Origin of the sequence: Fischerella muscicola PCC 7414, assembly GCF_000317205.1 — a bacterium.
GTDB lineage: Bacteria > Cyanobacteriota > Cyanobacteriia > Cyanobacteriales > Nostocaceae > Fischerella > Fischerella muscicola.
Genome location: NZ_AJLK01000185.1, coordinates 1 through 12,956, shown reverse-complemented (window position 1 = coordinate 12,956; position 12,956 = coordinate 1). Strand labels below are relative to the sequence as shown.

The following is a 12,956-nucleotide window of genomic DNA, read 5'->3' as shown; positions in this document are numbered from 1 at the left end:
GGCAATGAGGCTTTCTGTATTGCAGCGATCGCGCTTATTGGAGATATGGAAACAAAGCGTTTCTGTTGATGTCCCCATCTATAAAGCATTGCAAGCAATGGACTTAAACGTAAAATTTGTACCTACACTCATGATGCCCAATCGTGAGGAATGCAATTTAGCTCGATGCTTGCACTTCATTACACGCCAATTACTTGTCACACGGCTTTACAATCCTCAATGGCTGCTCATTGTCGCCCAAGTATTCACATCCACATTGGCTGTTTTACTGACAATAGCATTGCTACTGATTGCGTTAATTAACGACAACATGGGTACTGCAATAGGGATAGCAGTTGGATTCGCTTGTTACATCCTGGCAATGGTTGTGCAACTAGTATTGGTAGAGCAAGCTGTGGGGCGAGTGATTCGGGCGCGGGGTGAATCGACGACGCGATTTTCAGCCCTGATGATGGCAAAAATTCTGGTGGCAATTCCATTGACACAGTTAGTTTATGCAGTCACGATGGTATCGGCGATATTAATGCGAAAAGTGGAATGGCGCGGCATCATGTATCAGATCAAAGGACCTTGGAACATCCGATTAATTGAATACCGACCTTATCAACTTTCAAGCCAATCAGTTGGCAGTAATGTTTCACTTTGACAAGATTCAGACAACTCTAACACTCACCTCATTAACCTGAGTTGCTCTGGTTGTAGGCTCTGCAATTTAAATCTTTATCAGAATATTGCTTCAATCACTCAATGCTAAAACTTCAATTGGCTAATTTAACAAAAATCTAATCATGAATGAGAGAATAATCATGACTTCAACAACTGTTAACTTAGGTACGATCCAAGAAACCCTGCTAATTACACTATGGGCACGGGCGGTTGAGATGAACCAACTCGATCCCATCCTGACTGATCCAATAGCTGCCGATATTCTGACTCAAATTGACTATGACTTCCAGAAATTATTTCAGGAGAAAAGTTCTCAAACTGCGGTGTGTATACGAGGCAAAGCTTTCGATCAGATAGTTAGCGAGTTTTTGCAAACCCATCCCCACATTCCTGTTTTAGAAATTGGCGCGGGTTTAAATACTCGATTTGAACGATTGGATAATGGAAGCCTGCGTTGGTTTGATTTAGATTTACCAGATGCAATGACAGTAAGAAAAAGCTTTTTTGAGGAAAGCGATCGCCGTCAGTTCATCTCAGGTTCAGTGTTGGAAACAGAGTGGATAGAGTCAGTCAAAGCCTCAACAGATGGGCCCATCTTGTTCATTGCTGAAGGTGTCCTACTTTATTTTTCTCAACAGCAGGTCAAGGCTCTGTTTGCTACTTTAGCAGAACAGTTTCCTGGTTCTTGGATTGTATTTGATGCAATCTCCCGACTTTTGCTAGCAGTTCGACACAGATTTGATGCAGTCAAGCATACGAGTGCTAAATTTCAGTGGGGAATTTGGAACATCCAGGAAATAGAGGCTTGGGACTCAAGGTATCAGTTGTGTCGATCGCTATACATTCCAGGAGACTTTAACCAATATTTGACGAGATTTCCCTGGATGGAATATGTATTGATGAAGTTGTTTCCAGGCTTTCAACGTATGTCTGGAGTTCATCTAGTTAAATTAAGCTAAAATGCTTCTGTCTTCATGAACTACCACCAGTGGCTTACGCCACAGGCGGTTTCTTACGTCTCATCTGCTGAACTTTCCTAAATCCTCCACGGCGGCTGTGGGGTTCTAGAAAGAGGTTCAGCATCCACGTTTGAGAGGCTAGTTCCTAACCCCTTGGCATAATTGAGCATTACCATAGCTGCCGCTACATCGCGGTCAACAGTGAAATTGCAAAATTATGGGGACGGCAGAAGTTTGTCGTTTCTTGCGGTGGAGCGCCCCTAGAGATTATCCAGCAGTACATTGCCTCGCTCCCAGAACCCGTATAAACTCGCTATCATCCCCCAGTGCCTAGCGGCTCAGGGGGATTTCCCGCTCGCTTGGGTTAACTCGACTTCCCTATCAAAGTAAATGCAGCCCAGTTAACAGGATTTGGATGCTTTTTCATGGTGATTAGCATGGCATTTCTTAATGCCACTGCTTTGTCAGGATTTTGTTGCAAATTGTGGTAAAACCACGTCATTTTTTTAAATAGACATCAAGATTACGTGTTTTTTTATACCTATATAAATAGGGTACAGGGAATAGTTCAGGCTCCATCTTCTGAAATAATGCTTGAAACATCTGATTTTAAAACTCAAATCGGCGATTCAATCGCTGCTATACAGGCAAAATTCGTGGTTTTTTTAACTACAATCGACAGGCAGTAACACCTTTACCATTAGTTGCACCTCTTAAGCCAATCACCACAGCTTGCACACGCTGTTTGGGAGTTCCATGATGATGTCTACTCCACCATGCGTAGTCTCCAATGCGATAAGCAAAGGAAGCAATCTCTAAAATGTCCTGATTGTCAAAAACAATATTGGGGATCAATCCGATATAAACTCCAGCTAAACAATCAGCTTGCAGTTCTGATATGGGTGTCACTCTAGAGTTAAATCCAAAAGCAGTTTGCATAGCATGAGCATACTCATGGGCAATCAAGTAAGCAACAGCGCTATCTCCATGCTGATATGCCATATAAATATCTTGTCTAGTAATGTATATAGTGTGGTTACGCGGGCAATATTGGCTACCATCAATATAACCACAAGCACCAACTGCACCTGGAGAAATATCCCAAATTAGTTTCGGTGTTGCTTCATAGCCGTGAATATGTTGAATTCCTGTATAAACTCCATCTACAACTGTTTGTGGCGACAATTCTTGTGCTTTAGCTGGTGCAGAAGTTAGCACATACCCAATACTGAAGAGAGTGGTATAAAGCGCTTTCCATACTTTCATTGACACCCCATATATCACTTATATACTGGATTGTTACTATTTCTATCTCCAGTAAACAGCGTAAATTTTTCCCAAAATATACAAAAATTAAAACTCTGGATGATATGGTTGCAGAGATGGAGATCAAATACATATTCATTCAGAGTTAGAACAGCTATCATTTTTCAGAACCAAGCTCTGACTTTCGTTAGAGGGATAATTGTTTGTTTAAAGGTAGTCTTATATTTGTGTTCAAAAAACTCTCTTGGTTCGGAAATAGGTTGGTTTTTATCAGATTTCCCTACTAACCTATAACTCTAATCTATGAGGCTAATTGTACTGAGAAGCTAAGTTCGGTTTCTCAAGGTATTAGCCGATTTTGGAGTGAGCCAATGATAGCTATCTCAAAACTATGAAAAATTAACTCACGGAGTATACTCATGATCAATTTGATTTCTAATACAATCGCTCGTGTTAGTTCTTTGTTGAAGAGTCTCCAAGTCAAGCGTTTTTTGGCTGTTGTGATGCTTGGTGTTCTCCTATTAACCACCAATACCTACGTTACTCCTGGTGATAACAAAGCTTTAGGTAAGGAAGTTCGCGATCGCGCTCACTTGAATGAGACCCAAAGACCAAGAACAGTAGGCGAGTGGCAGAAAGAAGCTGAGGAAGTCAAAGGTAATCCTGGTGAAAGAATCAAAAGAATTGGGGAAGATTCAGCAGAAGCCTTTAGAGATTTTGGCTCTGGTTATGTAGAAGGTGCTAAGAAAATTGGTGAGCAAGCAAAAGATAGCGTAGTAGATGCAGGTAAAGACGCTGCTAACCAAGTAGGGCGCTAAGTGTCTGTAGATACTAGTAGTTAAAATGTGCGATCGCGCATCAATTTTTTAGTACTTGTGTAGCTCCTTAAATCTGCACTGGGTAAAATCAGTGCAGATTCAAGTTATAAATGTGTAAACTAATATCATGTCCGATTAATTGCTTACGATATAAAGCTTGGGCATCGGGCATTGGGCATGGTTAAAAAATAACCCATTACCCTTACGGGTTCGCGCTTACGCTCATGGGGGACTCACCGGCCCCCACTCCCTGTCGCTCGTGGGGATTGGGGGCTAGGGGCCCCCTTTGGGGTTGGGGGAGGGAACCCCCCTTGGGGCGCGCTGGCTCACCAATTACCGACAAGGACGGATAATATAAGTCCTCAAGCGGACATGATATAATTACCATCCATTATCGCCATCATCGTATAAGTTTTCACGATCAGCAGGGCTGTTGTAACCGAGTTGTGGATTATCAATCACACGGGACTGAATAACTTTTCCCTTCTTAATTTTTACATAAATCTCTTTCTCGTATAGGGAATCACAGCCCATACGAATATGATGATGAAGTTTCCCTTGAGGAATTTTGATCACCCCACTGAACCAATTAGCACGAATGGGAGCTTTGCCAAGCATTTTGTAAAGACCAAAAATATCTACAAGATATAATTGACCATTTTTGATTTCCCAAGTTCCGATAGGGAGCCGCCAGTAAGCAGTTGAGAATACAAAGGGATGATCATTACCTATATTTATATCTTTCTCATTTAACTTCATCACTGGATTTTGCTCAGGCAATGGAATACAAAACGACATTGGTATTATTTCGCCATTAAAGATTATCTTCTCACAAACCTGAGCAGTCATATCCATCTCCTCTCTTATTAGTTATCTCTGCGTGCTTGTAGTAAAGCTACACGCTCATCTGGGAGATTTCCTAATTCCGATTTAGATTTACTCAAAATTCTTTAAAAATGCCATTATAGTTATGGTACTAACATACTGGAGATAAAACCACGGTTTACGCACGTCCCTTAGCACGGCTAATTGAACAATTGCAACGCTTGCCAGGAGTGGGGCCAAAAACTGCCCAAAGGCTAGCTTTGCACATTTTGAAGCGTCCAGAAGCAGAAGTAGAAGCTTTAGCACAAGCTTTAATCGAAGCCAAAAAGCAAATTGGTTTGTGTAAAGAGTGCTTTCATCTTTCGGCTGAACCTGTTTGTGAAATCTGCCGCAATCCCAGTCGCGACAACAGTACTATTTGTATAGTGGCAGACTCGCGCGATGTAATAGCCTTAGAAAAAACTAGAGAGTACAAAGGTAAGTATCATGTTTTGGGCGGAGTAATTTCTCCGATAGATGGTATTGGCCCAGAACAATTGACAGTCCAACCTTTAGTGCGGCGGGTTAGTCAACAAAAACCCAAAGAAGTTATATTGGCAATTAGTCCAAGTGTAGAAGGAGAGACAACGACACTATACGTTGGTCAGTTACTCAAGCCATTTACCAAGGTGACGCGCATTGCTTTTGGTTTACCTGTAGGTGGCGATTTAGAGTATGCTGACGAGGTGACGCTAGCGCGAGCCTTGGAAGGACGGCGAGAGCTAGATTAGGTTTATCAGTTATCAGCACCTAGCTCTGGCGATGAGAAATCGCGCGCTAGGTGCTACAACGCTTTGGTTTGGGGTTCCCTCTGGGGTTGGGGGAAACTCCCAAGAGCAAACTGGCTCGGCTACACAAACAAAGTCCGCATCAGTGGATTAATAAGGTTAAAACCCCCTAATCCCCGATCCCTGATCCCTGATCCCCGATCCCCGATTTGCTCAAGCTCCTCGAGTTAACTGTAGACTTTGTTGTTGCACCACTTCTTCATACAACAGCTCTAACTGAGCAATATTACTGCTAAGGGTGTAGCGTTCTAAGACTCGCTTTCTAGCTTTTTGCCCCAGCAAAGTAGTTAACTCAGGGTGGTCTTGGAATAATGGTAGCAAGGTTCTCAGTTGGGGTCGTACTGATTTAGGATTAAGAATTACACCTGCTCCCTTTTCTAGTACTTCTCCATCGGCTCCAACATCAGTGGCTAAACAAGCTACTCCACAAGCCATTGCTTCTAATAATGACAAAGATAAGCCTTCTACTAATGAAGGTAAAATATATACATCTGCACTCCGTAGAATTTCTATGCGTCGATTTTCATCAGCGACAAAACCTAACCAGTGAATGCCATTATCAGAGCCATAAAAAGGTTCCAAAGAAGACTTAAGGGGGCCATCACCGACAATCAGCAACTTGCTTCCTGGCGCCATTTCTGCTTGTTTCCAAGCACGCAGCAAAGCTTCAACATTTTTTTCTGGCGCTAACCTTCCCTGGTAGACAAACAAGCGATCGGCATCAAATTCTGCTTTCACTTGAGAAATACCAGGAGAATATTTATTAACATCCACGCCATTGGGAATAACAGCAATATTTTCTGACGGTACACCCATGCGTGCTAATAATTCGCGCTGAATTTGGGAAAATACAATCACGCGATGATAATTGCCTAAAAAGGGCGCGTAGAGTTGATAGGCCAAAAGTTGAGTTCCGGATACCAGCTTAGCTCCTTTGCCTGCAAACGGTGTGTGGAAAGTAGCAACTAATGGTAGATTTAATTCCTCACAAATTTCTGGCAAAACAAAGTCTAGGGGAGATAAAGTGAGGGAAGCATGAACTATATCTGGTTTAATTCGCCTGAGCGATTGAGTCAGAACCTTAGTCGCTCTAAAGGTGGGAATAGTGTAAACCTGGGACTTATAAATGAAAGGCAAAGGTACTTCTGGACAATTTGGCCAATTGTCACGTTTGGATTCTTCTTGAGCAAAATGCAGGAAACTAACTTGGTGTCCCTGCTCTAGTAAAGCATTTGTGATCTCTCGACTGTAGGTAACATTGCCACAAAAGGGCGATTTTTTTCCAATCCAAGCTATACGCATTCTTTATTTATTATTTATTAGGAAAGCGGGTTTAATTTATCAGCTTTTTATCATGATTCTGCTGTTTTTTGTGATTTTACTTTTTTTGGCTTGTTGATTAATCATAAATCACAGCCAGTACCCACTTAACATACAAATTTTTATGTTTTTTATGCAAATATCATTTTATTTATTTGTTTTATTTATAAGTCGCCTTTTGAGCATAAAATTGCTACAAACTAACTAGACGCTAAAATTGCGTCTAGCTGATGTAGACTTGATCCCTAGCTACTGGAATCTGAGATTTTATTATGCATTTAAGCTTAACACAAAAGTATTAATCTCTACTAGAAAGGGAAATATACCAGTTTAATAAACCACCTAAAAAAACGATCGCTGCCAATCCAAAGAATACTGCTTGTAACCCAACGAAGGTTTCTGCTACACCTGCTAATGCTAAGGGTAAAGTTAGGGCAATATTAATTACATTATTCTGTAAACCAAAAACTTTACCACGCATTTCTATAGGTGTTTCTGTTTGAATAGCCGTTTGCATGGGTATGCCCACTAATGCCCCAAAAATACCCAAAGCCATGACTAATGGTAAGACAGCCCATAGTTGTTGTGTAAATACTGATAGGCCAATTAGAGATGCAACCATGCCCACACAACCAATTAGACTTAACTGAGTATAGGAGAAGCGTTGCCCAAACTGACCTAACATTACTGCCCCCAGCGCAATCCCAACACCGCCAGATGCTAGTAAAAAGCCGAATTGTTCTGGCTTTAAGTTAGGAATTACTTCTGCCATCCGCACGGCAAGAACTGTTAACGCTGCAAATACAGAAAATAAGATAATTAATTGAATGAGAGCGTTGCGGAGGCGATGATTTTTTCCCAAATAACCCAGACCATCCCGCAGATCTGCAAAAATGTGTGGAGATTCCTTAGTGGGTGCGTGGGGTTTTTCGTTAGTTACTAGTAATAACAAAATCAATCCCGCGATCGCATAACTACCACCCACAACTATTTCTTTACCGAGTCCGTCACTACCACCCAGGAGTGACCACAAGCGATCGGCTGCTGCTAACAGTGGTTCACCAATGGCGAACCCAATAATCACCGATGCCATCATAGTGGTGGTGTAAAGCGAATTAGCCGAGAGTAAATCCTTTTCTTTTACCACTAAAGGAATTGCTGCTTGTTCGGCTGGTGCAAAAAACTGTGTCAGTGTCGAGACTAAAAAAGTTATGCCTAGAATGATCACAAAACCCACAGGTAACATCGCGATCGGTTGCCAATCCTGAGTTAACCAAAGTAGTGAGGGAATGATCAAAACTAGGACACCACGCCAAATATTTGTTCCTACCAGTACCACCTTTTTCGACCAACGATCTACAAATGCACCGGCTAGGGAACCAAACAAAACAGCAGGTATCGTAAAAGTCATCATCAGTGCTGACACCCAAGCACTAATAGTTTGAGCGCCTGTCTGAAAATGAGTATTGATCAAGGCAATCATCAGCACCAAATATACTTTATCTGCCAACTGGCAGAAGACTTGACCACCCCAAAGTGCTAAAAAATTAGGGTTTTTCAATACTGGCCAAAATCCATGTTCTTGGGCATCATTTGCAGCTGCTTCTGTGCCTACAGGTTTTTTTTCTCCATCTGACTTTTCTAATACAGATGCATTTGGTTCATCAGAGTTAGCTTCCATTGCCACATCGGTTGCAGGCGCTTCCAATGTACGATTTTGATCGTCCTGAGAAAGGTCTTTTGCAGACATTTCTTGACGATGAATTTGGCTGGATGTGGTGTCGCGAACCACACTCAAGTGATTTGGTAATTTTGGCGTTGATGTTCTATTGTGTCTTTTGAGATGGCTTGGCGATATCGGCAGGATTTTTGTATCCAAATCAGATGGTTGCATCATAGTTAGCAGCAAAATAAGAATCAATCAAGGCAGCAGAGCGAATAGGACGACCAAAATGATACTGAGCATACTGACGCAAAATTTGCTCAACAGATAACCAGCTATTTTTTTCAGCTGCATCTAGCATTATCTCTGATTGCGACAGCTGCTGGAGTATAGACAATTCTTCAGCATCCAAGCGCTTAGAAAGTGTTGGTATTTCTTGGTGATGGTTAATGGTTTCGTAGGCTTGGCTCTTCTGTGATAGGGAACTCGGGTCTCCTACTCCCCCAGCGGGAAGCATTTCCCCATCTCCCCACCTCCCCACCTCCCCTTCCTTCTTCAAGCGTTCCCAAGCTGCTAAACAAACAGTTCCACCAGCACTTACACTAAATCCGACTCGCCAGTGGGGATCTTGAAAATCTGGTTTCAACGTGCGTCCAGTTAAACAACAAATTTGTACTTGTGGCGTCAATCCAGCCAAAGCCAAAAGCTGAAATACTCCATGTGTCAGATGAGCTACAACGCTGGATGCTGTGCTAGGTAAATTTTCTAGCCGTTCTAAATGTTCATTTAGTAACTCGTATAATTCTGCTTGAGGGTGTTCGCTTAAAGCCTGACATAGTGCGATTTCAGCTAAGTATTGGCTAGCAACTAGCTTTACCAAGTCCTGAGCCAGACCTGGATAAGATTTTACAGTTTGAGCTTGTGTAATTTTATCTAGCGATCGCCCCTTGGCAATTAATAATTCATTGACAACAAACATTGCACTCCTGCCACCCAGGCTGGAGTTGTGTTTGCGAGAACCAGGAGCAATTACACGAATCAGACCAAATTCCTGTGTCAAAACTGTCACCAGGCGATCTGATTCGCCAAAAGCCTGAGCTTTAAGATTAATACCAGTTGCTTTATAAGTTCTACTCATTTGTCCTTTGTCATTTGTGAGCCAGCGCGGTCTACCCTTCGGGAAGCCGCTTGCGCGTCTATGGGGGTTTCCCCATGAGCGTAAGCGCGAACCCGTAAGGTTCTTTGTCATTTGTCAATTGTCGATTGTCATTTGTCATTTGTAACAACTAGTAATTATTAATCAATGACCATTGACTAATAACCAATGACTAATGACTAATGACCAATGACTAATGACTAATGACTAATGAGTACTCTTTTCCAGCGTAGCGCGCTGTCTTAGTAAATCGACACTATAAGATGTTCCTAATCTAGTAGCACCTGCCACAATTAAGTCTAGGGCTTGGTCAATAGTGCGAATTCCCCCCGAAGCTTTAATTCCAACTCTTTCCCGTGCAACTTCTTTGAGAAGTCGCACATCGGCTACTGTTGCACCTCCATTCCAACCTGTACAGGTTTTAATGAAAGCTGCCCCTGCATCCATACATATTTCCGTAGCTAGCCTTTTCTCGGCATCCGTCAGTAGGTTGGTTTCTATTATTACCTTGACTATTTGCCCAGTTTCTTCACAAATTTCAGCAATTTCTCGATGTACCTCATTAGTTTTACCAGCTTTCAACCAACCCAAATTGATGACTACGTCCAATTCATTAGCACCATTGTCCACCGCCTCTTGAGCTTCGTACAGTTTCACTGCTGAAGTCGTCGCCCCAGTAGGAAAACCTATTACTGTACAGATTTTCGGCGTCTTATTGTGGAGTAATTCGGCCGCAAGGCGTACATAGCTGGGGTTAACACAAACCCCTGCAAAGTGAAACCTTTGAGCTTCTTCACACCATTGCTCAATAAGCTCCGGAGTCGCTGTTGGTATCAGCAGAGTGTGGTCTATATATGGCGCAATATCAATATCTTTGTCTGGATATTCTGCTGCCATTGCTTGTTTACCAATGATTGATTATAAAAATTTATAAAACTTTAATACTATTTTAATAAATAAATCCACAATTCTTAGTATTTTTTCGGAAAACTAGTACCCCTTTGCGGAGACTATACAACAAACACAACTAATTCTATCTCTACTGTTGACAATCGTACTTGTCTTATGTGTTCGCTAACAATTCCAGGATAATTTGAGCTAAGGCTTTAGATGTTAAGTAAGGGACACCATTTCCAATAGTTTTAAACATATTAGTTAATGACATACTTTCTGGAAGTATAAAGCTAGCAGGTAAAGATTGTATTGCTAAAGTTTACGATGAAAATTTGTGAAGCACTTCTATAAATTTAGGACTGACACATAGCATACAAACCCTTGGCGATCTTGGCGTCTTGGCGGTTTAATAAATTAAGCTTTTTGTCATTTTTTTGCGTAAGTCCTGAAATTATTAACCTAATATTTTCAGGTAATGAATTAGAAAGTAGTTGAAAGATATTAGTATGGGAAAATTTACTATGCTTCAACCCTTCATTGATTTGGAAGCAATTTTCAACCTTGCTGTAAGAGAAACCGAAGAATTAGTCAAACTCGGTATTGAATCAGTGATCCTTCTGTTGTGACATCACTCGAATGGTATGCCAATAAATATCCAGAGATTGCAGAACGTTGCAATAATGCCTTAATGGAACTTATTGATAAACAAGCAGCGACTACTCCTGAATTGGTAGCCGCTGACTCTGAAATTGATATGAATGGTTTCTAATCAAGTTATTAACTTCTGGTGAAATTATCCCGCCGCCTTCTCAGCACCAACAAGTTCACCCTCAGCAACTTCTGGCAACAAACGCTTCACACCTTGCTTTACAAACCCCTGCAAAAATACCACTTGCTGATTCTGTTGAAATACCTTTTGCAAAGTTTGCCCGAGTTTATCAAAATTAAACCCAGTGGCAGAATTTACTGCTACTTCTTGCTGTTGGAAATATTCTACTAAGCTAAGTCCAGCCAACCGTGTGAGATAAGCTGCGCTTACACCCTGTACTGCACCACCAGCAACGTAGGTGATAGCGTGACTCTTGAGAACAGTACCAATAACTTTACTAGAAAGTTCAACTAAACCTAGTTTTAGCATCAAGCTACCCATCTCCCCGGCTATAGTTTTCGCCTGTTCGAGGGAGAATTTCTGCTGATAGATATTACCCAAATCTACGATCATTTGGGCATTGATTGCCGCAGTTGCCAAAATATCCAAGGCGGGAACTGGGTTAGCAAAAGCAGCAGCAGCAGCTATCCATTGATATTGTTCAATTACTGGGTAAGCGCGATCGCATCTTACCGCATTTAAGTGATTTTTAGCTTCAGCTTTGAGCAACAGCGCTTTTCTCATCGTAGTTGCCCATACTAATTGTTGCCCTTGCTGTGCTAAAGTTTCACCCAACTGCTGTGTCAATTGCTGAATTTCTGGTGCTGGTTGTTCCATCCACTCTTGCACAGAACCATCATCGTTGTGCTTACGGACTTTCACAGGTAGGGGAGAGGCTGAAGTTGCTACAATATGAGACTGCATTCGCTGTTTTAAAGACAGCAATATACTGGCGCGTTCATCTGCCAAATACTGATCCTGCTTGTTGAAAACCAGCATCAAGCGGTGTTTTTCTGCTTGTAGTTGCTGGATAGTTTGAAATTCTGTATCTGTCAAATCACCGTTTGTCAGGAACAGAACAAAATCATTTGCTTTCGCTTGTGTTAATGCAGCTGCATCTGATTTTTCACCAGTTTCTGCAAATAAAGGCGCTGTTTCTTGTAAGCAGACTGTTTTTTGTAGTTGTGGACACCAGTGAGATTTTAGTACTTGTATTAAGGTGGTTTTACCCACCGACTTACCACCAGTCACAGCTAAGTGAATTTCTTCCCTGTCTAACTCTAAGTACAACTGGGGAATTTTTTCTCTTAATGCTGCTAGGGCATGATGATTTTCTGCTTCCCCTGCCAGATGATTAATTACAGTTTCAGCTTTAGCGATCGCACTTTCTACAGTTTCTCGATCCACAGGTAAACTATCAAGTACATGGGAATCTTGTTTAGTGCGATTTTGCTTTAACAACAACAAACCACTGCCAACCAATAACAAACTGAGGACACTATATTCTCCCAGTTGCACTATCGAATCGTGCCAACTTTGTAAAATCCATAGGGAGAACGATAGTCCTAGTCCTCCTACTAATATTGGTCGCTGCAACTTCACAACCATGATTCACCGCGCTTTTTGGATTATTTCTACTCCAGAATAGATCAAAACCTTAGTCAAGTGTCTAAAGTCAAACTCCAGCCGTGACATACTCCCCGCGCCACCCTTGCGGGACGGCGGGGGCAACGAACGAGCGTGACTCCCCCCAACGGGTTGGACATTTCCCTAGCTTTAAAAAGGACGGGACACCTTGTAGAAGGGTGGGGATAGGGAGCGAACCGTTAAAAATATCAGCATCAATCCAAAATAAAACCCCACCCTTAAGGGGTGAGGTAAACTCTAAAATTATCTACACACGTTGAGATTAC

The 12,956-nt window shown here is 41.9% G+C and carries 12 protein-coding genes and 2 pseudogenes; 5 read left to right on the top strand and 9 right to left on the bottom strand.

From position 1 onward, the window contains the following. Both UYI_RS33675 and UYI_RS0129085 read left to right on the top strand, forming a co-directional pair. A pseudogene (locus tag UYI_RS33675) lies at positions 1 to 646 on the top strand (glycosyltransferase); the annotation flags it as partial. 160 nt (positions 647 to 806) lie between these two features. Next, positions 807 to 1,625, top strand: coding sequence for a class I SAM-dependent methyltransferase (locus UYI_RS0129085; RefSeq protein ID WP_016870210.1), 819 nt, complete (start codon positions 807 to 809; stop codon positions 1,623 to 1,625). Positions 1,626 to 1,989: 364 nt separating this feature from the next. Here UYI_RS0129085 and UYI_RS37330 read toward each other — a convergent pair whose 3' ends face one another. Both UYI_RS37330 and UYI_RS0129080 read right to left on the bottom strand, forming a co-directional pair. Next, positions 1,990 to 2,127: a CHAT domain-containing protein gene (locus UYI_RS37330; protein WP_146007648.1), complete on the bottom strand. Its 138-nt coding sequence runs from the start codon at positions 2,125 to 2,127 to the stop codon at positions 1,990 to 1,992. Positions 2,128 to 2,294: 167 nt separating this feature from the next. Continuing rightward, a complete protein-coding gene (locus tag UYI_RS0129080; RefSeq protein ID WP_016870209.1) occupies positions 2,295 to 2,891 on the bottom strand; it encodes a neutral zinc metallopeptidase in 597 nt (198 codons plus the stop codon). A 419-nt stretch (positions 2,892 to 3,310) separates the two neighbouring features. On the opposite strand from UYI_RS0129080, the gene UYI_RS0129075 reads away from it, so the two are divergent. After that, positions 3,311 to 3,709, top strand: coding sequence for a hypothetical protein (locus tag UYI_RS0129075; protein WP_016870208.1), 399 nt, complete (start codon positions 3,311 to 3,313; stop codon positions 3,707 to 3,709). Positions 3,710 to 4,090: 381 nt separating this feature from the next. Here the strand turns inward: UYI_RS0129075 and UYI_RS0129070 are convergent, their stop codons facing one another. Continuing rightward, positions 4,091 to 4,558, bottom strand: a complete 468-nt coding sequence (locus tag UYI_RS0129070; protein ID WP_026086247.1) for a hypothetical protein — start codon at positions 4,556 to 4,558, stop codon at positions 4,091 to 4,093. Positions 4,559 to 4,746: 188 nt separating this feature from the next. Here UYI_RS0129070 and recR point away from each other — a divergent pair, with 188 nt between their 5' ends. Then, positions 4,747 to 5,304: a recombination mediator RecR gene (gene recR, locus UYI_RS0129065; protein ID WP_016870206.1), complete on the top strand. Its 558-nt coding sequence runs from the start codon at positions 4,747 to 4,749 to the stop codon at positions 5,302 to 5,304. A 210-nt stretch (positions 5,305 to 5,514) separates the two neighbouring features. On the opposite strand, the gene UYI_RS0129060 is transcribed toward recR, so the two are convergent. The 5 genes and pseudogenes from UYI_RS0129060 to UYI_RS39360 all read right to left on the bottom strand — a co-directional run. Further along, positions 5,515 to 6,663, bottom strand: a complete 1,149-nt coding sequence (locus tag UYI_RS0129060; RefSeq protein WP_016870205.1) for a glycosyltransferase family 4 protein — start codon at positions 6,661 to 6,663, stop codon at positions 5,515 to 5,517. A gap of 316 nt (positions 6,664 to 6,979) precedes the next feature. Next, complete coding sequence (locus UYI_RS0129055) at positions 6,980 to 8,575, bottom strand: MFS transporter (RefSeq protein ID WP_016870204.1); 1,596 nt, start codon at positions 8,573 to 8,575, stop codon at positions 6,980 to 6,982. After that, a complete protein-coding gene (recO, locus tag UYI_RS0129050; protein WP_016870203.1) occupies positions 8,562 to 9,482 on the bottom strand; it encodes a DNA repair protein RecO in 921 nt (306 codons plus the stop codon). Before recO ends, UYI_RS0129055 begins: the two co-directional genes overlap by 14 nt. A 225-nt stretch (positions 9,483 to 9,707) precedes the next feature. Beyond that, positions 9,708 to 10,397 (bottom strand): deoxyribose-phosphate aldolase, encoded by a 690-nt coding sequence (deoC, locus tag UYI_RS0129045; protein WP_016870202.1) that lies wholly within the window; start codon positions 10,395 to 10,397, stop codon positions 9,708 to 9,710. A gap of 166 nt (positions 10,398 to 10,563) precedes the next feature. Further along, positions 10,564 to 10,710, bottom strand: a pseudogene (locus tag UYI_RS39360) (modification methylase NmeDIP); the annotation flags it as partial. Positions 10,711 to 11,016: 306 nt separating this feature from the next. Between UYI_RS39360 and UYI_RS0129035 the strand changes: the two are divergent. Further along, complete coding sequence (locus UYI_RS0129035) at positions 11,017 to 11,163, top strand: hypothetical protein (RefSeq protein WP_016870200.1); 147 nt, start codon at positions 11,017 to 11,019, stop codon at positions 11,161 to 11,163. 24 nt (positions 11,164 to 11,187) lie between these two features. On the opposite strand, the gene UYI_RS0129030 is transcribed toward UYI_RS0129035, so the two are convergent. Beyond that, positions 11,188 to 12,651 carry a YcjF family protein gene (locus UYI_RS0129030; protein ID WP_016870199.1) on the bottom strand — a complete coding sequence of 488 codons (1,464 nt, stop codon included), beginning with the start codon at positions 12,649 to 12,651 and terminating at the stop codon, positions 11,188 to 11,190. Positions 12,652 to 12,956: the final 305 nt, after the last annotated feature.

What these genes read in the sequence shown, in the direction of transcription:
- UYI_RS0129085 (WP_016870210.1), top strand. Translation starts at nt 807, where the DNA reads ATGACTTCAACAACTGTTAACTTAGGTACGATCCAAGAAACCCTGCTA.
- UYI_RS37330 (WP_146007648.1), bottom strand. Translation starts at nt 2,127, where the DNA reads ATGACGTGGTTTTACCACAATTTGCAACAAAATCCTGACAAAGCAGTG.
- UYI_RS0129080 (WP_016870209.1), bottom strand. Translation starts at nt 2,891, where the DNA reads ATGAAAGTATGGAAAGCGCTTTATACCACTCTCTTCAGTATTGGGTAT.
- UYI_RS0129075 (WP_016870208.1), top strand. Translation starts at nt 3,311, where the DNA reads ATGATCAATTTGATTTCTAATACAATCGCTCGTGTTAGTTCTTTGTTG.
- UYI_RS0129070 (WP_026086247.1), bottom strand. Translation starts at nt 4,558, where the DNA reads ATGACTGCTCAGGTTTGTGAGAAGATAATCTTTAATGGCGAAATAATA.
- UYI_RS0129060 (WP_016870205.1), bottom strand. Translation starts at nt 6,663, where the DNA reads ATGCGTATAGCTTGGATTGGAAAAAAATCGCCCTTTTGTGGCAATGTT.
- UYI_RS0129055 (WP_016870204.1), bottom strand. Translation starts at nt 8,575, where the DNA reads ATGCAACCATCTGATTTGGATACAAAAATCCTGCCGATATCGCCAAGC.
- recO (WP_016870203.1), bottom strand. Translation starts at nt 9,482, where the DNA reads ATGAGTAGAACTTATAAAGCAACTGGTATTAATCTTAAAGCTCAGGCT.
- deoC (WP_016870202.1), bottom strand. Translation starts at nt 10,397, where the DNA reads ATGGCAGCAGAATATCCAGACAAAGATATTGATATTGCGCCATATATA.
- UYI_RS0129030 (WP_016870199.1), bottom strand. Translation starts at nt 12,651, where the DNA reads ATGGTTGTGAAGTTGCAGCGACCAATATTAGTAGGAGGACTAGGACTA.